Genomic DNA, 16,577 nt, shown 5'->3' on the forward strand with positions numbered 1-16,577 from the left:
TGAGCCATGATTTGATCAAATACACCGAAGACCGAATGCCGGAGAGCACAATGGATCCAGAAGAGCCCACCGACACGCCATCGCATCTTCCGGCGCATCTGACCATTTACGGCCAGCTGCGCGAGATGATCCTGTGCGGCGATCTCGCGCCCGGACAGGCGGTGACGATCCAGGGGCTGACCGGGATGCTCGGCGGCAGCGCCACCCCGGTGCGCGAGGCGATCCGGCGGCTGACCTCGGAAGGCGCCTTGCTGTTTCAGGGCAACCGCCGGGTCTCGGTGCCGGTGCTGACGCTCGCCGAGGTCGAGGCTCTTACCTTCGGCCGCGTCGCGCTGGAGGCGGAGCTTGCCCGCCGCGCCGCGCTGGTGGCGACGCCCGCCCTGACACAGGAGTTGCGGGCCATCGACGCGGCCCTCGACCGGGCCATCGGGCAGGGCGATGCGCGCGGCTATCTGCGGCTCAACCACCGCTTCCACATGACGCTTTACGCCGCCGCCGACAGCGCGATCCTGTCGCAGGCGGTCAATGGCTTCTGGCTGCGCGCCGCGCCCTCGCTGCGGATCATGTGCGGCCGCCTCGGCACGCAGAACCTGCCCGACATGCACCACGAGACCATCGCCGCGCTCGACCGCCGCGACCCCGGGGCCGCCGCCGCCGCCATCGCCCGCGACATCCGCCAGGGCATGGACAACATCCGCGCCGTGCTGCTGGAGGCCCCTGACGACGCGTCGCGCGATGCTGCCGCCTCTTGACCGGAATAATTTGATCATATTAGCTGGAGGAAAGCAGCCGCGGCTTTCGCGGCGCTGACCGAGGGCCGGACTCGCGGCCCGGACCGCAGGCCCAACCGAAGGACTTCACCATGCTGGAGAATCACCGTCCCACCTCCGAGATGCAGGCGCTCGATGCCGCCCATCACATGCACCCGTTCACCGACGGCGATGCGCTCAACGCCAAGGGGGCGCGGATCATCACCTCGGCCAAGGGCGTGTTCGTCACCGACAGCGAGGGCGAGCAGATCCTCGACGGCATGGCCGGGCTGTGGTGCGTCAATATCGGTTACGGCCGCGAGGAGATCGCCGAGGCCGCCGCGCGCCAGATCCGCCAGCTGAGCTATTACAACACCTTCTTCCAGACCAGCCATCCGCCGGCGCTGGAACTGGCAGCGAAGCTCGCCGAGCTCGCTCCGGGCGATCTGAATCATGTGTTCTTCAACGGCTCGGGGTCGGATTCGAACGACACCAACATGCGCATGGCGCGCCATTACTGGCAGCTCAAGGGCAAGCCGGAGAAGCAGATCATCCTGTCGCGCTGGAACGCCTATCACGGCTCGACGATGGGGTCGGGCAGCCTGAGCGGCATGAAAGCGATGCACAAGCAGGGCGGCCTGCCGATCCCCGGCATCGACTGGATCAACCAGCCCGACTGGTGGTCCGAGGGCGGCGAGATGAGCCCCGAGGAGTTCGGCCTCGCCCGGGCGCGCGAGCTCGAGGCGAAGATCCTCGACCTCGGCGAGGACAAGGTCGCCGCCTTCATCGCCGAGCCGATCCAGGGCGCGGGCGGCGTGATCGTTCCGCCCGAGACCTATTGGCCCGAGATCCAGCGCATCGTCGACAAATACGGCATCTTGCTGATCGCCGACGAGGTGATCTGCGGCTTCGGACGCACCGGCAACTGGTTCGGCACCCAGACCTTCGGTCTGCGCCCCGACATCATGACCATCGCCAAGGGGCTGTCCTCGGGCTATGTGCCGATCGGGGGCTCTCTGGTGTCGGACAAGGTGGCGAAGGTCATCAACGCGGGCGGCGAGTTCGCGCATGGCTACACCTATTCGGCCCATCCCGTCGCCGCGGCCATCGCGCTGGAAAACCTGCGGATCATGCAAGACGAGAAGATCGTCGAGAAGATGGCCGCCGATACCGCGCCCTATCTGAAGACGAAATGGGAGGCGCTGACCGCCCATCCGATGGTGGGCGAGGCGAAGATCGTCGGCATGATGGCCTCGATCGCGCTGACGCCGGACAAGGCCGCCCGCGCGAAATTCGCGTCGAAGGAAGGCACCGTCGGCCTGATCTGCCGCGAGCGCTGCTTCGCCAACAACCTGGTGATGCGCCATGTCGGCGACCGCATGGTGATCGCGCCGCCCCTGGTCATCAGCCGGGCCGAGATCGACATGCTGATCGAGCGCGCGATCCGCTCGCTCGACGAGGGGATGGAGATCGCGAAGGCCCGCGGCCTTTGGAAAGCGGCCCCCGCGGCATAAGACGGGCCGGGGCGACTCGCCTCACGGCCTTATGCAAAGACGTGAAACGGGCTGCCGGTCGCTCCGGCGGCCCGTTTTCATGGATGGAACGCATTCGTTGCCATGAATTTAATCACATGCGACAAATTGTCGTCTGGAAACCAGCAATCCAGTTGAAATCGCGCCGGGCAACGTTATGTTGCACCACGATAGCGGTAACGGAAAAAACTTCGATCCCGTCGCCGCTATCGAATTTCAGGAAATCGGAGATCCCACATGCGTGTGAAAGAAGCCGTGCTGACGTTCGTCGCGATGGGTGGTTTCGCCGTGCCGGTTGCGTTCCAGACCTCGGCGGCCTCCGGGGCCACCGCCGCCTCCGACGATCGTACCGCCGCCGCGGCGCCGCTGACCGTCAAGCCCGAAGCGAAGAAAGAGGCCTGAGCCGCCCCGCCCTGTCTGCCCCCGGCCCGTCCGGATGCGCAACGGGGCCCTCCCCGGCACAGGAAAGACAATGACAGACGAATTGAGGCCGGGCGAAATCACCGTCGATCTGCCCGGCCTTTTCGATGCCGGCCTGTGGTTCATCGGACGCATCCACACCCCCTGGACAGAGCGCAAGGACTGCCCTCGCCGCGGCGATGCCGAGGCCGGTCCGCTGTGCGAGATCGAGCTGGATCCGCGCTGGCTGCCGGCGCTCGACGGTGTGGCGGAGAAGCCGCGGATGCAGGTTCTTTACTGGATGGACCGGGCGCGCCGCGATGTGGTGCACCAGACCCGGCATGGCCATGAAGAGCCCACCGGCACTTTCGCGCTGCGCTCTCCGGTGCGACCCAATCCCATCGCTTCCTCGGTGGTGCGGCTGATATCGGTCAGCGGCAACCGGCTTCAGGTGCGCGGTCTCGATTGCCTCGACGGCACGCCGCTGATCGACCTGAAGCCCGACATCGACGTCCCGGCCCGGTGAACCGTTAGCTCACCGCCCGCACCGCCTTGCCGCCGATCCAGACGCCGGCGATGGCGCGGTCGTCGCCCATCATGATCGTCGGAAACAGCGCCTGCCAGAAATTCCCGGCCTGCGCCGCACGCTGCGCGATGGCGGGGGTCGAGTGCAGATCGACGGCGATCAGATCGGCCTCCATCCCCACCGCGATATTGCCGACCGCATGGCCGATGCCAAGCGCGCGCGCCGCCCCTTGCGTCGCAAGCCACCACAGCTGCGCCGGATGCAGCGGATAGCGGCGCAACTGGCCGACCTCATAGGCCGCGGCCATCGTGCGCAGCATCGAGAAGGACGAGCCCCCTCCGGTATCCGTCGCGAGCCCCACCCGCAGCCCCGCCACCGTCAGCCCGCGCATATCGAACAGCCCCGAGCCGATGAAGGTGTTCGAGGTCGGGCAATGCGCAAGCGCCGCCCCCACCTCGCGCAGCCGGGCGATCTCGCGCGGTTCGAGGTGGATCGCATGGCCGTAGATGCCGTTTTTCCCCAGCAATCCAAAGGTTTCGTAAGTGTCGAGGTAATCGCGCGCCTCGGGGAACAGCTCGCGCACCCAGGCGATCTCGTCGACCTGTTCGCTCAGATGGGTCTGCATCGGGCAATCGGGATACTCGGCCCAGAGCGAACCGAGCGCCGACAGCTGATCGGGCGTCGAAGTGGGCGAGAACCGCGGTGTGATGACATAGGACAGCCGCCCCTTGCCATGCCATTTCTGCAACAGCGCCTTCGACTGGTCATAAGCCGCCTGAGCGGTATCGCGCAGCCCCTCGGGGGCGTTGCGGTCCATGCAGGTCTTGCCCGCCATCGCCCGCATCCCGCGCGCCTCGGCCTCGGCGAAAAAGGCGTCGACGCTTTCTGGATGGATCGTCGCATAGCTGCACATCGAGGTGGTGCCGTGATCGAGCGCCAGATCCAGATACAGCGCCGCGACATCGGCGGCGTGGCGCGGATCGGCAAAGCGCATCTCGGCCGGGAAGGTGTAGCTGTTCAGCCAGTCGATCAGCCGCTTGCCCCAGCTCGCGATGATCTGGGTCTGCGGGTAATGCACATGGGCGTCGACGAAGCCGGCCGAGATCAGCCGCCCGCCAAGGTCGGTCACCGCCGCCTGCGGCCAGTCGCGGCGCAGCGCATCCGCCTCGCCCACCGCGGCGATGCGGCCATCCTCGATCACCACGGCGCCGCGGCTGCTGTGGCGTGCCACATCGGGGCCTTCGGTCATCGGGTCGCCCTCGAAACGCAAGAGCTGTCCGATCAGCAGTTCCGCCATGCCATCCTCCTGTCTGTCATGCCCTAGTCTAGAAACACCGGCCTCCGAGGTAAACGCCCCCCGTGCCCCACATCTGCGCCCCCTGTCGCTGCCGTCCGGCATCGGCTAGGGTGCGGCCAAACACGAACCAAGCAGGGGGCGGCATGGCAGAAGATCGGATGGCAGCGCAGGCGACGGAAACCGAGCACGAGGATGAGGACTACACCCTCGATCCGGAGCTGGTGGATCATGTCGTCGCCGCGGCCGAATCCGGCGATGCCGCCGCGCTGCGCGGGCTTCTCGAACCGCTGCACGCCGCCGATATCGCCGACCTTCTCGAACAGGTCGGTGCAGCGCAGCGCCAGGAGATCCTGCATCTTTGGGGCGACGAGATCGACGGCGAGGTGCTGTCGGAACTCGACGAATCGATCCGTGAGGAAGTCATCTCGGCCCTGCCGCGCGACGTTCTGGCGGGCGCGGTGCGCGAACTCGATTCCGACGATGTGGTCGACCTGATCGAGGATCTCGAGGAGCCGCAGCAAGAGGCGATCCTCGGCGCCCTCGATGTCAGCGACCGGGCCGCGGTCGAGCAGTCTCTGACCTGGCCGGAATATTCCGCCGGCCGTCTGATGCAGCGCGAGGTCGTCACCGCGCCCGAGCACTGGACCGTCGGCGATGCGGTCGATTTCCTCGGCCGCGATCATGAACTCCCCGATCAGTTCTATCACGTCATCCTGGTCGATGCCGCGCATCACCCGGTGGGCTATGTCACACTCGGCAAACTGTTGTCGTCGCGCCGCGCGACCCCGCTCATGCAGATCACCGAGGACAGCTTCCGCACCATCTCGGCCCGGCAGGAAGAAGGCGATGTCGCCTATGCCTTCAACCAGTATCACCTGATCTCGGCCCCGGTGGTCGACGACTCCGGCCGGCTGGTCGGCGTCATCACCATCGACGATGCGATGGCCGTTCTCGACGAGGAACACGAGGAGGACATGCTCCGCCTCGCCGGCGTGAACGACGAGAGCCACGTCTCGGACGGGCCGCTGACCACGGCGAAGCAGCGCCTGCCCTGGCTGGTGATCAACCTGTGCACCGCGTCGCTCTCGGCCATCGTGATCTCGCAGTTCGAGAATACCATCGCGCGGCTGGTGGCACTGGCCTCGCTGATGCCGATCGTCGCCTCGACGGGGGGCATCGCGGGCACGCAATCGCTTGCGGTGGCGGTGCGCGCTCTTGCCGCGCGCGATCTGAACAGCTCAAACGCGAAACGCGTGGTGCGCCGCGAGCTGCTGGCCGGGATGCTGAACGGGATCAGCCTCGCGATCATCCTCGGCTCGGCGGGGGCGCTGCTGTTTCACGACTTCCGGCTCGGGCTGGTGCTGGGCATGGCGATGATCGCCAACCAGATTGTCGCGGCCCTCGGCGGCGTGCTGGTGCCGCTCACGCTCGACCGGATGGGGCTCGATCCGGCGCTGGCCTCCGGCACCTTCGTGACCACGCTGACCGATGTGATGGGGTTCTTCGCCTTCCTCGGCCTCGCGACGGTGATCCTGCTATGAGCGAGGACGTGAAGGCCCTGACCCGCAAGGCCGCCTTCACCGCGCGCAAGCTCGCCCATGCCCGCAGCCAGTCGGGCGCGCATTCCGCCGCGACCGAGCGTCTGCTCGCCGCCCTTCTGCCCCATGCCGGTCGGCCGCTTGCCGGTTACATGCCGATCCGCACCGAGATCGACCCCCGCCCGGCAATGGCCCGCCATCCGGGGCCCGTCGGTGTGCCGGTGATTGTGGCAGAGGCACACCCCCTCGTCTTCCGGCTGTGGAGCCCGGATTGCCCGATGATCCCCGGTGCGTTCGGCGCCCCGATCCCCGAGACCGGCCGCCCGATGACACCGCAGGTTCTGATCGTGCCGATGCTGGCCTTCGACCGGCGCGGCTTCCGGCTCGGCTATGGCGGCGGGTTCTACGACCGCACGCTCGAGCGGCTGCGCGCCCGCGGCCCGGTCACGGCGATCGGCTTCGCCTTCGCGGATCAGGAAATCGGCACCGTGCCGACCGAAACGACAGATCAGCCCCTCGACCTGATCGTGACCGAGCGCGAGACCATCCGCCCCGCCTGAAGGGACCGTTCTCCTTTCGATTCGCCGCAAATATCCCGGGGGTGAGGGCCGAAGGCCCGAGGGGGCAGCGCCCCCTGACCCCGGTCGCAGGGGGCGCTGCCCCCTCCCGGCTTCGCCGGTTCACCCCCGGGATATTTGCGGCGAATCGAAAGCCGGAAGATCAGGGCATCCGGATCGCCTGGGAATAGCCGATACCACGTGCCATGCGCCCGGCAATCATTCCGGGGTCGATGCGGCTGCCCGCGCCGCCGAGAACGCCCAGTTTCGCCAGATATCCCGGCAGATAGCCCGACAACACCAGCCCCGCCCCGAGCGGCAGGTCCGGACGCAGCCCATGCGCGAGACGCCAGACCACGGTGGTGCAATTCGCCGTGACGGTATTGTAGAATTCAGGCGCCGTCTGAAGCCTTTGGGCAAGGCCCACATAAGCCAGAAACAGTGCCCGCCGCTCATCGGCATCGAGCGCGACCGGATACCGGGTGACGGTCTCGTGCCGGATCTGGCTGCGCAACGCGACGATATCGTCTTCGGTCGCGCCGATCAGGACAAGCTCGAACTGGCGGAAGAACCCGCCGAGTTCGTTGAACGCCTCGCCGTTCTCGCGCCGGATCTCGGCCGAGAACACCACATGATCGCCATTCGAGAAACCGAAGCTGACCAGCAGATGCGCGATTGCGGGAGAGGACCAGACCGAGGTGAACATCTCGACGCTGTCGAGCGTCGCCAGATCGTAGCTGCGCACGATCCAGTGCGGCGTGGCGGTGTCGGGCGTCGTCCAGTGAAAATCGCGGATATCCGAAAGTGTCACGATATCGCCCGTCTGCGTGGCCCGGACGCCGCGACTGACGTCGATGGCCCAGCCCCGATCCTGTCGCGGCACGATGCTCTGATACCACAGCCCGACCAGGCACCCCGCAACGGCCAGTCCGATCCAGCCACGAAGCGCCCTCTCCCGGCCGAGCCGCCACAGCCCGAGGGCCAGCACCACAAGCCCGACCCCGGCCCCGATCCGCAGCGCCCCGGCAAGCTGCACCCAGCACGCAAGGCCGGTCCAGACCGCCCCGAGCCCGAGCACGGCACCGAAGGCAATCCGCGCGGGCCGCGGCCTCATGCCGGGCCTGCGGCAAGATGGTCCGACAGCCGTGCCAGTCCTTCGCGCAGGACATCGCTCGCACAGGCGTAACCGATGCGCACGGTCCCCTCGACCCCGAGCACCGAACCGGGCAGCACCATCACCCCGGTCCGCTCTTGCAGCTCGCGGCAGAACCGGGCCGAATCCATCATGCCGGCGATGGCCAGAAGCGCCACCGTCCCGCCCCCCGACGGCACCCAGCCGACCCGCGGCTCGGACGCGATCCACCCCGCGAGGATCGCGCGGTTACGCCGGCTGAGCGCAAGGTTGCGCCCGAGGATCGCGTCTTTCGCCTCAAGCGCGACAGCCGCGAAATGATCGTCGATCCGGCCGACCGAAATCGTGTCGTAATCGCGGTGGACCGAGACCGCGCGCAGCACCTCGGCCGGTCCCGCGATCCAGCCGAGCCGCAGACCGGCGAGCGAGAATGCCTTCGACATGCCTCCCGTCGAAATGCCTTTTTCATACAGGTCCGTAACCGATGCGGTTTGGCCCTCTCCGACGGCATCGAGGCCACGATAAACCTCGTCCGCGAGGATCCAGGCCCCTGCCGCCCGCGCGATCGCGACGATGGCGCCAAGCGTGTCTTCGTCGAGCAACGCGCCGGTCGGATTGTTCGGGTTGCTCAGGGCGATCAGCCGTGTGCCCGGCGTGACGGCCGCGCGCAGCGCGTCGAGATTCAGCCGCCAGCCATCTTCGGGGCGCAGCGCCACCGGGATGACCCGGGCGCCAAGGGAATCCGGGATCGACAGATGCTGTTGATAGGTCGGCACGACCGACACCACCCGATCGCCCGGCCCGACCAGCGTGCGATGCACCAGCGCATTCGCGCCGATGGTGCCATGAGTGACCAGCACCTCTTCGGCCTGCCGGGTGCGGTAAAGCGCGGCGATCGCGCGCCGCAACCGCAGCGACCCCGCAATCTCGCCGTAGTCGAGGCGCAGCGCCAACAGATCGTTCAGGCTGCCCGCCCCCGGACCGGCAAGCTCCAGCAGGGCGCCGAGTGTCAGACTGTCGCAACAGGTCTCGGCCAGATTCCAGCGCGCCGATGTCTCATGGGCGTTCATCCATTGCTCGACACCGAATTCGCGAATGTCCATCGGGGGCTCCTGTCGCGGGGATCGGGACAGATATAGCCGGTTTCGCAGGCCCCGACAGCCCCGCGGACAGTGGCCGAAGTCTGCCCGCGCCGATCTGATTTTTGTAGGCTTTTGGCGAATCACATGCTATACGAAGTCTTGCGCTGCCTTCTTCGTTACTGTTCCTCACCGGCCAGCATTCGAGTTTGTCTGTGCCGGGCTGCCGTAATTTCGCGGGCAGCATGATTGAAAGGAATAAAACGATGGCCAATGGCACCGTGAAATGGTTCAACTCCACCAAGGGTTATGGCTTTATTGCTCCCGAGCAGGGCGGCGATGACGTGTTCGTGCACATCTCGGCGGTGGAACGTGCCGGTCTGCGCGGCCTGAACGACGGCCAGGCGATCAGCTACGAGCTGGAAACCGGCCGCAACGGCAAGGTCTCGGCGACGAACCTGAAGCTCGCCTGAGCTGACCCAAAATCAATGCGAACGCCCGGAGGGATCTTCCCTGCCGGGCGTTTTGCTATGCGGGGCGCACGATGGGGACGCTGTTGCATCGGTGCCGGATCCCCCCTGACCTGTGCGCCGGGTCTTTCATCCGGCCGTGGCCGGAGGTCGCGGATCATTTGCTTTGCCCACGAAATCCGGGCCACCCGAGACAAGAGTTCCCGGGCCGTGACAGGATGACGGGCTGGCGGCATTCGCTGGCCCGCACACGCCGGGTCGGGCCCCCTGCGCGGCCGGTAACGCGAGGCCTTCCGATCCGCCCCGGCAGTCTGGCGCTCACCGTTCGGACAACCCGGAAAGGGTTCTCAGATGCACGACAGCCTCGCACTTCGCGACGGGCGTCACCATCATGATCCGTTCGCCTTTGAATCCGGTGCGCCTCATCGTCCGTCTTCAGCTTGAGCCGGACCCTCATCGGCGATGGCGGAAAAATCCCGTGGCCGGAAGTGATCGTTTACGGCCCCCCACCGCGCGCCGCAAAGGACTGTCAGCCTCACAGCCCGGTGCGGCCGTTCGTAACGACGGATCTAATATACTGATTTTATTTAAATATTATGTAATATCTCTATCAATGTTTTAGCCGCGACGGCCAGTGCTTCTTCGGCAAAAGCCGCATAGCCGAGCAGCAGCGCCTGAGGCGGATCGGGCAGCTGAGCATGGGCCGAAAGCGCGCGAACAGTCAGGCCTTGTGCCGAGGCAAGCGCCGCGACCTGCCGGTCGGTCGCGCGCAATTCCGGACGGAGAGGCAGGCACAGGTGCATTCCGGCGGCATCCGGGGTCAACTTCAGCAAGTTCCCGACGGGGGCGAGTTCTCGCAACAGCCATGCCTGACGGCGGGCATATGTCCGGCGCATCCGACGCAGATGGGTCGAGAATTCTCCGCTTGCCATGAACTCCGCCAGCGCCGGCTGCGGCAACACAGAGGCCCGCGCCCCGGTCACGGACAGATAATCCCGCGCGGCGGCGAGATGCACCTCGGGCAGGACCAGATAGCCAATGCGCAGGCCGGGGCTGAGCAATTTCGAGAAGCTGCCCATGTAGACCACACGGCGAAGCCCGTCGAGGCCAGCCAAAGACGGCAATGGCTGCCCCTGATAGCGAAACTCGCTGTCGTAATCGTCCTCTACGATCAGCCCGCCTTCTGCTTCGGCCCAATGCAACAGCTCCAGCCGCCGGGGCAGCGGCATGGCGGTCCCCGTGGGATAGTGGCGCGAGGGGGTCACGATGGCGCTGGAAATATCGGGCGGGATCAGCGCCGGATCGAAGCCATCGCGGTCGATCCGTAACGGTTCGGGAGACATCCCGGCCCGTGCAACCAGCCGGTGAAGCGTCGGCCAACCGGGATCTTCCATCGCCAGCCGCCGACCGCGCAGCAGCCCGGCGCCGCGCAGGATATCGAGCCCATCCCATGCGCCGCCGGTGATCGCCACCTGTTCGGCCGTGCAATCGAGGCCCCGCCACGCAGCCAGATGCGCGGCGATAGCGGCACGAAGCGGATACCAGCCAAAAGGATCGGCCAGCTCCAGCAATCCGGCTGCAGGCGCCCGCCACGCACGCTCCAGATGACGTGCCCAGGCCCGATGCGGAAAGCCCGCCTGATCGGGAACGCCAGGATGAAATGGCAGGACCCGCGCAGGTTTCGGCGCGGAAACCGGCCGTGGCTCAGGGGCGATCAGATGCGGCAAATGCTCGGCGATGTAGGTGCCCGATCCTTGCCGCGCCACAAGATATCCTTCTGCGATCAGCTGGTCATAGGCCGCGGTCACCGTCAGGCGCGAAATAGAGAGTTCTGCAGCGAAAAGGCGGCTGGCCGGCAGACGCTGCCCGCCATGGCTTCCGCTCAGCACCAGTGTCCGCAGGGCTCCGGCGAGCTGCAGATGCAATGCGGGCTCGGCGGCGCGGTCCAATGTCACCGCGAAGAGCGCGGCATTCAAATTGGACTGAGAATTTTTATCTATATTGGCCATATTTGTTAATCCAATAGGGCGCTACGTTCAGGATATCAACCATGAACGGACGTCTTCCGATGACTGACAGCCTGCCCATCACCGAGCGCTCTCGTCTGCGCCGCTCTCACCCGCGCGGACATTTCGACCGCGCCACGATCAATGACATTCTGGATGCGCAACCTCTGTGCTCGGTCGGTTACGTGATGGAAGGCAAACCCTATGTCACCCCGACCCTGCAATGGCGCGAGGGCGATCATGTCTATTGGCACGGATCCTCGGCCAGCCGGGCGCTGCGGGCCGGGTGCGATGCCGAGGTGTGCCTCAGCGTCTCGATCCTCGATGGCTTCGTGCTGGCGCGTTCCGGGTTTCATCATTCCGTCAATTCGCGTTCGGTGACGCTGTTCGGCACGGCATTCAGGGTCGAGGATGCAGAGGAAAAGCTGACCAGGCTGACGCGTTTCGTCGACGGTCTCTTTGCCGGTCGCTATGCCGGTCTGCGCCCCGACAGGACGCAGGACCTGAAGGCAACCACGGTTCTGGGCCTGAAGATCGCGGAAGGAAGTGCCAAGATCCGCACCGGCGGGCCGAATGACGAGCCGGAGGACTACACTTTGCCCATCTGGGCCGGCGTGATCCCGGTGCGAATGCAGATCGGTTCCCCGGTCCCCGATCCTCGCAATCTGGACGAGGTCGAGATGCCGGGCCATGTCAGGGATTTCCGGTTGGGGGGGCAGAATGAGCCGTCAACCCGCGGATAGAGGATGGGTAAGCGCCAGACATTCACACAAGCCGAGCTCTCGCGCCACCTGAAGGCCGCGCCGGCAGACGACCCGCCTGCAATCGTGGAGATCGACAAGGCCGCCGGCGTGCTGCGGATCCCGGCTGTTGACCGCCCCCCGGCACCGCCCGCCGCAAGCCGCGGATGACCGGACGCCAGAACCGTGGATCTGATGAAGCTGCCATACATCATGGAGGAGCGCCTTCCCTCTGGCGAGGGCCCGCAACCGTTTCCGGCGGAGCAAGGTGAAGATGACCCTGAAAGCGCCATCGTCTTTCGAAGCTCATCATGGCACGCCGCGCCCTGATCCTCGCCATGTCGACCGCGGCCCGGCGCGGAGACATTTGCCACCTGCGCCGGCTGAACGAATTTCTGAAGGACCAGGGCGCGCCGGTGTCGGTCACCGGAATCGAGAACAAGTTCGGCGACTGGTGCGATGCGGCAGGGCTGGAGGGCCGCAGTCTGCATGGCGTTCGGAAAGGAGTGTCGTCTCTGCTGGCGAGCAAGGGGGCACCGAGCACGGAAAGTGATGTGCTGCTTGGGTATGAAATGGGAAGGTCTACATCCGCGCGGCGTTCGCGGAATCGGTCGTGCACAGGCTCGGCCAGCTCATTGGGGGAACGGTCGAGTGACCCACGGCGCGGATGAAAGCGCCTCACGCGCCTGAAATGCCATAAATATCAGATATATGGCGAGCTCATGGTAGGCCCGGAGGGAATGGAGCAATTCCCGGATTTCAATGGCTTGGCGTGGTGAATGCGCGAAAATCCCCCTTTGATTTCATTGCGGAAAATCGGGGCGTGGTGAACCTTTTTCTGGGCGGATTCCCGGATGAAAGAGGCCAGAAACGGAAAGTCGCCGGAGGGGCTGCAACCCGCTCCGACGACCAAATGGAAAATCACTCCGTAGCTGAAACCTACTGTGCGGTGTGCCGCCAAGCAAGCCGGATTTCGGAACTAGCAGAGAGGGCGGGAGCATGAGCGTCACCCTCACGCATTGCGGCCTTCCCGAGGGCATGTCGCCATTCGAGCTGCTGGATGTCCTGCAAAAGCTGCGCAACCGGTTGGGTTTGCGCGACGAAGATTTAGCCTACCTGCGCTGTGCCTTCCGACTGGTGCGCTCGGAGGATTTCTTGCCCGGCCGGGTCTGCGGCTTCTGGGAGAAGGTCTCCGGACTGGCCGATCGCCTCGGCTTCAATGTGCGCCGCATTACCCGGATCGAGACGCGGCTGGAGGCTCGCGGGTTACTTCGTCGGACCGGCGCTGCAAATGGTATGCGCTTTGGTCGTCGTTCCGGGGATGGGCGGATCCTGTCGGTTGGCGGCATCAACCTCGCTCCGTTGATCGAGCGCGCTGGTGAATTTCTGGCCTGGCAGCGAAGCGTTACAATCGGCGCCGAACGGTTGAAGGACGACCGCCGGCGCGCCAACGATCTCATTCGCCAGATCCGGAACCTCGATGCCCCCGAGGCACTGGCAGCTGCCCGTGAAGCATTCCCACGCCTGCGCCCCTCTGAGGTCCAGGATGGCGAGCGACTGGCGGCGATCATCAATGTGCTCGAAACCATTGTCACCGAGTTTTCGGCAAATTCCGGTCGGACAGTTGAGGTCGCGCCGTCGGACAGTTCTGTCCGACCTAATACCAATCCGAAAAAGAAAATCGAAACCTGTAGGAGACACGGCGATGCCGCACACAAGCCGCTGCGCATCAGCACCGGGCAGGTTTTGGCACTAGCTGGAGAAGAGTTGCGCGAGGCAATCGAGCTTTACGCCGAAGCTGACGGGTGTCTGCACAGCCCGAGTTGGCGCTGCATCGGGCTTGGGGCGAGAGAGCGGGCGATGATGCTGGGTGTGTCCGGTTCGGATTGGGATGCTGCGCGTGACAGCTTGGGAGAGATGCGCACCTCGCTCTGCCTGCTCTTAGCGGATTGCAATGCGGAACGAACTGATCGCTTCCGAGTGAGGAATGCGGCGCGGGCGTTCATCGGTTTGGTGAGACAGGAAACGCGCGGAAAGGCTGTCAGTAGTATCCTGATTGCGGAGCTGATCCAGGCCTGTTCACGGAGGCTGGGATGACCACGAAAAATCAGCGGCCTCAGGCATCGACCAGGCAATCAGAAACCGCAGATGGCACTCTTGCAAAACCCGATCGGAGCGCCCGTCACGAGGTTGGCGAAGGTCGGGTTTTGCAGACGCCATTGGCGGCTTCGATCCGGGACGGATCGGCGGCGCAGCCGCTGGCTGGGTCGAGGGGCGCAGCGCCTTCGCCGACATGTTGCTTGCAACATAATAGTCGGTCCATATTGCGTTTCTCCGGCAACGGGGGCTGAGCCATGGCCGGACCCCAGTTTTTCCACCTGCAGACCTATTCCCGAAAGCCCAACAAGACAGGCCAGTCGGTCGAACAGGTTCTGGCAGAAGCGCGGCGCGATCCGATGTTCTCGAGGCACGTTTCCAAACCCCTCCCCTTCCGGGTGATCGCCGGCGTGTCGCCTCAGGAGGTGCAGCGCCTGCATGACGAGATGGTGGCCGCGGGCAGTGTCGCGGTCACGCTGAAGGATGGCCGGTCTGCGCGCCGGGGTATCCGCGCCGACCGTCACACCCTGCTGACGGCGGTGGCCTCGCATCCGCATCTGACTGCGCAGGTCATGGAAAATCCCGAAGCCCGGCGGGACTATGACGCCTGGGTGGAGCGGAACCTGACGTTTCTGCGCGGCCTCTTCGGCGAACGTCTGGTGAGCGTGATTGAGCATGTCGACGAAGAGCACCCGCATCTTCACGCCTACGTCTTGCCACTGGATGATCCCGCCTGTTCGGCCCGGGATCTGAACCCGTGCTGGCTGGCCAAGAGCGAAGCCGAGGCCGTGGCAAGAGGGGAAGGGCATGACGACAAGACGGCAGTGAAGCATGGCAATCATGCCTATCGCTCGCGGGCCCGCGAGCTTCAGGACCAGTATCACCGCGAAGTGGGACTGCCGTCTGGCCTGACCCGCACCGGCCCGAAGCGGGAGCGGCTGTCGCGGCAGCAATGGCGCGCCCGCAAGGACGAAGCCAGCCGCAACGCCCGCGCTCTGAGGCAGATGGAGGAGATGGTCAGCGACCTCGCCGATCAGGAGGATGCGCTGAGTGCTTCGGCGGAGAGAATGGCACGCGATCTTGAGGCGAGGCTTCATCAGGCTGAGGGGCTCCATGCCGAGGCCGAAGCCGAACGATCTGCGGCGGCGCAGGAGCGGGCCGTGGCGACGGCGCGCAGAAAGACAGCCGCCGCCCTCCGGTTGGCGGCGGAGGAGGAGGTCCGCAAGATCAGGAGCTCGGCAGAACAGAAGGCGGCGGATCTGATTTCCGCCGCCGAAGAGATCAGGGCCGCCGCCGGAAGGGAGGCCGAAGCAGGCGCTCGCCGGCTTCAGGACGACAGACAGGCGTTCGAGGCTGAGAAGGCGGTGATTGCACGACGCGTCGCGCAGGAAGCGGCGGCTGTCGCGGTGCTGGTTATCGTCGGGGTGCTGACCGGCAAGGTCGTGCGTCCGGCGCGGGGTTCCGGGTGGGGAATCCGCGACAGGGCGCTGCACGAACGGGTCGAGGCCCTGCAGATCGGCCCGGCGCTGCGGGAAGCGGTGACGGTCGTCACCTCGCTCTGGGACCGGCTGAAAACGCGCCTGTCTGCCCCGGAGCTGGCCCGGGAGCAGGAACATGCGGCCGAACAGGTGCGGGAGCACGATCTTCCGGCCTCGGCCTTTCGGAACAGGGGGATCGGGCGATGACCATTGATCTGGACGCGCGGATCGCGGAATTGCGGCAACGGCGTCGGGCTGAAGAAGACGATGCCGCGGGCGAGCTGGACCGCCTGAAGCAAGGCCTCGCGGAGCATGCCGACGGCATCGGGCGGAAACTCGACGCCGAAGGAAAGCAGATCCGGCTGATGATGTTCTCGGTCTCAGGGCATGTCGCCGCGGAGCAGGCAAGGCTGGAGGCTTTGCGCGCCGACAACGAGGAGCTGAGAACCCGGCTGGACGCCAACGGGATCTTGCTCCGGCGACAGGTGAAATGGACGAGGGCCGCGCTCGGTGGGATCTGTCTCGTCGCCGCAGGCATCCTGCTGTTGGCGATATGGGGTGCCAGCCGGCTGGTCGATGGGGCGAGGCAGGAGGCCGATACGATCCGGGCCGCGAATGCCGGGGAACTGGCGGCGGCCCGGGAAGATGGCGCGCGCGCCCTCGCGGCCCTTGAGGCGCAGCTTGCGGCGCAGCGGGCGAGTGTCGAGCAGAGCCTCGGCGCCGCCGGGGCGGAACTTGCGGGGCTGGAGGCCGAGCGGGCCTCTGTCAAGGCGGAGCTTGAACAGTTCGTCACCCTGCGCGACCGCATCGGCATCCAGCTTGTCGAGAGCCACACCCGGCCGGTCATCGTTGTCCCCGAAGGATACGAGCTAAGGGGCTGGCGGGCGGCGGGATTGTCCGATCTCGCCCGCTACAACGGCCGGATGTACCGGGTGATGGCGCGGAAATGACGGGGCGCGGCCCCGGGCCTGACCGCG

Annotated in this window: 15 protein-coding genes; 11 read left to right on the forward strand and 4 right to left on the reverse strand. The window is 65.8% G+C overall.

Going from position 1 to position 16,577, the window contains the following annotated elements; genetic code table 11:
• Positions 1 to 50: 50 nt before the first annotated feature.
• From CG50_RS01085 to CG50_RS01095, 4 genes are all read left to right on the forward strand, one after another.
• Positions 51 to 752 carry a GntR family transcriptional regulator gene (locus CG50_RS01085; RefSeq protein ID WP_245615541.1) on the forward strand — a complete coding sequence of 234 codons (702 nt, stop codon included), beginning with the start codon at positions 51 to 53 and terminating at the stop codon, positions 750 to 752.
• Between the two features lie 110 nt (positions 753 to 862).
• Positions 863 to 2,263, forward strand: a complete 1,401-nt coding sequence (locus CG50_RS01090) for an aspartate aminotransferase family protein (protein ID WP_036634110.1) — start codon at positions 863 to 865, stop codon at positions 2,261 to 2,263.
• 255 nt (positions 2,264 to 2,518) lie between these two features.
• The gene (locus CG50_RS16995) at positions 2,519 to 2,683 is read left to right on the forward strand and encodes a hypothetical protein (protein ID WP_161785373.1); all 165 of its coding nucleotides are present in this window, start codon (positions 2,519 to 2,521) and stop codon (positions 2,681 to 2,683) included.
• A 70-nt stretch (positions 2,684 to 2,753) separates the two neighbouring features.
• Complete coding sequence (locus CG50_RS01095) at positions 2,754 to 3,206, forward strand: SAM-dependent methyltransferase (protein WP_036634112.1); 453 nt, start codon at positions 2,754 to 2,756, stop codon at positions 3,204 to 3,206.
• A gap of 4 nt (positions 3,207 to 3,210) precedes the next feature.
• On the opposite strand, the gene guaD is transcribed toward CG50_RS01095, so the two are convergent.
• Positions 3,211 to 4,503: a guanine deaminase gene (gene guaD, locus CG50_RS01100; RefSeq protein ID WP_036634114.1), complete on the reverse strand. Its 1,293-nt coding sequence runs from the start codon at positions 4,501 to 4,503 to the stop codon at positions 3,211 to 3,213.
• Positions 4,504 to 4,661: 158 nt separating this feature from the next.
• Between guaD and mgtE the strand changes: the two genes are divergently transcribed.
• Positions 4,662 to 6,044, forward strand: coding sequence for a magnesium transporter (gene mgtE / locus CG50_RS01105; protein WP_036634115.1), 1,383 nt, complete (start codon positions 4,662 to 4,664; stop codon positions 6,042 to 6,044).
• A complete protein-coding gene (locus CG50_RS01110) occupies positions 6,041 to 6,601 on the forward strand; it encodes a 5-formyltetrahydrofolate cyclo-ligase (protein WP_036634117.1) in 561 nt (186 codons plus the stop codon). The genes mgtE and CG50_RS01110 overlap by 4 nt, the downstream gene beginning before the upstream one ends.
• A gap of 160 nt (positions 6,602 to 6,761) precedes the next feature.
• Here the strand turns inward: CG50_RS01110 and CG50_RS01115 are convergent, their stop codons facing one another.
• Together CG50_RS01115 and CG50_RS01120 are read right to left on the reverse strand one after the other, a co-directional pair.
• Positions 6,762 to 7,712, reverse strand: coding sequence for an Lnb N-terminal periplasmic domain-containing protein (locus CG50_RS01115; RefSeq protein WP_051909314.1), 951 nt, complete (start codon positions 7,710 to 7,712; stop codon positions 6,762 to 6,764).
• A complete protein-coding gene (locus CG50_RS01120; protein ID WP_036634120.1) occupies positions 7,709 to 8,833 on the reverse strand; it encodes an aminotransferase class I/II-fold pyridoxal phosphate-dependent enzyme in 1,125 nt (374 codons plus the stop codon). Before CG50_RS01120 ends, CG50_RS01115 begins: the two co-directional genes overlap by 4 nt.
• 242 nt (positions 8,834 to 9,075) lie before the next feature.
• On the opposite strand from CG50_RS01120, the gene CG50_RS01125 reads away from it, so the two are divergent.
• Positions 9,076 to 9,282, forward strand: a complete 207-nt coding sequence (locus CG50_RS01125; protein WP_036634122.1) for a cold-shock protein — start codon at positions 9,076 to 9,078, stop codon at positions 9,280 to 9,282.
• A gap of 584 nt (positions 9,283 to 9,866) precedes the next feature.
• On the opposite strand, the gene pdxR is transcribed toward CG50_RS01125, so the two are convergent.
• Positions 9,867 to 11,288 carry a MocR-like pyridoxine biosynthesis transcription factor PdxR gene (pdxR, locus tag CG50_RS01130; RefSeq protein WP_051909316.1) on the reverse strand — a complete coding sequence of 474 codons (1,422 nt, stop codon included), beginning with the start codon at positions 11,286 to 11,288 and terminating at the stop codon, positions 9,867 to 9,869.
• 41 nt (positions 11,289 to 11,329) lie between these two features.
• Between pdxR and CG50_RS01135 the strand changes: the two genes are divergently transcribed.
• The 4 genes from CG50_RS01135 to CG50_RS01150 all read left to right on the forward strand — a co-directional run bounded on the left by CG50_RS01135 (position 11,330) and on the right by CG50_RS01150 (position 16,550).
• Positions 11,330 to 12,028 (forward strand): pyridoxamine 5'-phosphate oxidase family protein, encoded by a 699-nt coding sequence (locus CG50_RS01135; protein WP_036634127.1) that lies wholly within the window; start codon positions 11,330 to 11,332, stop codon positions 12,026 to 12,028.
• 996 nt (positions 12,029 to 13,024) lie between these two features.
• On the forward strand, positions 13,025 to 14,122 hold the full coding sequence (locus tag CG50_RS01140; RefSeq protein WP_036634134.1) for a helix-turn-helix domain-containing protein: 1,098 nt from the start codon (positions 13,025 to 13,027) through the stop codon (positions 14,120 to 14,122).
• Positions 14,123 to 14,379: 257 nt separating this feature from the next.
• Complete coding sequence (locus CG50_RS01145) at positions 14,380 to 15,807, forward strand: hypothetical protein (RefSeq protein ID WP_036634137.1); 1,428 nt, start codon at positions 14,380 to 14,382, stop codon at positions 15,805 to 15,807.
• Positions 15,804 to 16,550: a hypothetical protein gene (locus tag CG50_RS01150; RefSeq protein ID WP_036634139.1), complete on the forward strand. Its 747-nt coding sequence runs from the start codon at positions 15,804 to 15,806 to the stop codon at positions 16,548 to 16,550. The genes CG50_RS01145 and CG50_RS01150 overlap by 4 nt, the downstream gene beginning before the upstream one ends.
• The last annotated feature ends 27 nt before the right edge of the window (positions 16,551 to 16,577 follow it).

The sequence above is a fragment of the Paenirhodobacter enshiensis genome (assembly GCF_000740785.1).
Lineage (GTDB): Bacteria > Pseudomonadota > Alphaproteobacteria > Rhodobacterales > Rhodobacteraceae > Rhodobacter > Rhodobacter enshiensis.

Bases quoted from the DNA above. Each gene is read 5' to 3' on its own strand.
- CG50_RS16995 (WP_161785373.1), top strand. From the start codon at position 2,519: ATGCGTGTGAAAGAAGCCGTGCTGACGTTCGTCGCGATGGGTGGTTTC.
- CG50_RS01140 (WP_036634134.1), top strand. From the start codon at position 13,025: ATGAGCGTCACCCTCACGCATTGCGGCCTTCCCGAGGGCATGTCGCCA.
- CG50_RS01095 (WP_036634112.1), top strand. From the start codon at position 2,754: ATGACAGACGAATTGAGGCCGGGCGAAATCACCGTCGATCTGCCCGGC.
- pdxR (WP_051909316.1), bottom strand. From the start codon at position 11,288: ATGGCCAATATAGATAAAAATTCTCAGTCCAATTTGAATGCCGCGCTC.
- guaD (WP_036634114.1), bottom strand. From the start codon at position 4,503: ATGGCGGAACTGCTGATCGGACAGCTCTTGCGTTTCGAGGGCGACCCG.
- mgtE (WP_036634115.1), top strand. From the start codon at position 4,662: ATGGCAGCGCAGGCGACGGAAACCGAGCACGAGGATGAGGACTACACC.
- CG50_RS01090 (WP_036634110.1), top strand. From the start codon at position 863: ATGCTGGAGAATCACCGTCCCACCTCCGAGATGCAGGCGCTCGATGCC.
- CG50_RS01085 (WP_245615541.1), top strand. From the start codon at position 51: ATGGATCCAGAAGAGCCCACCGACACGCCATCGCATCTTCCGGCGCAT.
- CG50_RS01115 (WP_051909314.1), bottom strand. From the start codon at position 7,712: ATGAGGCCGCGGCCCGCGCGGATTGCCTTCGGTGCCGTGCTCGGGCTC.
- CG50_RS01145 (WP_036634137.1), top strand. From the start codon at position 14,380: ATGGCCGGACCCCAGTTTTTCCACCTGCAGACCTATTCCCGAAAGCCC.
- CG50_RS01125 (WP_036634122.1), top strand. From the start codon at position 9,076: ATGGCCAATGGCACCGTGAAATGGTTCAACTCCACCAAGGGTTATGGC.
- CG50_RS01110 (WP_036634117.1), top strand. From the start codon at position 6,041: ATGAGCGAGGACGTGAAGGCCCTGACCCGCAAGGCCGCCTTCACCGCG.
- CG50_RS01135 (WP_036634127.1), top strand. From the start codon at position 11,330: ATGAACGGACGTCTTCCGATGACTGACAGCCTGCCCATCACCGAGCGC.
- CG50_RS01150 (WP_036634139.1), top strand. From the start codon at position 15,804: ATGACCATTGATCTGGACGCGCGGATCGCGGAATTGCGGCAACGGCGT.
- CG50_RS01120 (WP_036634120.1), bottom strand. From the start codon at position 8,833: ATGGACATTCGCGAATTCGGTGTCGAGCAATGGATGAACGCCCATGAG.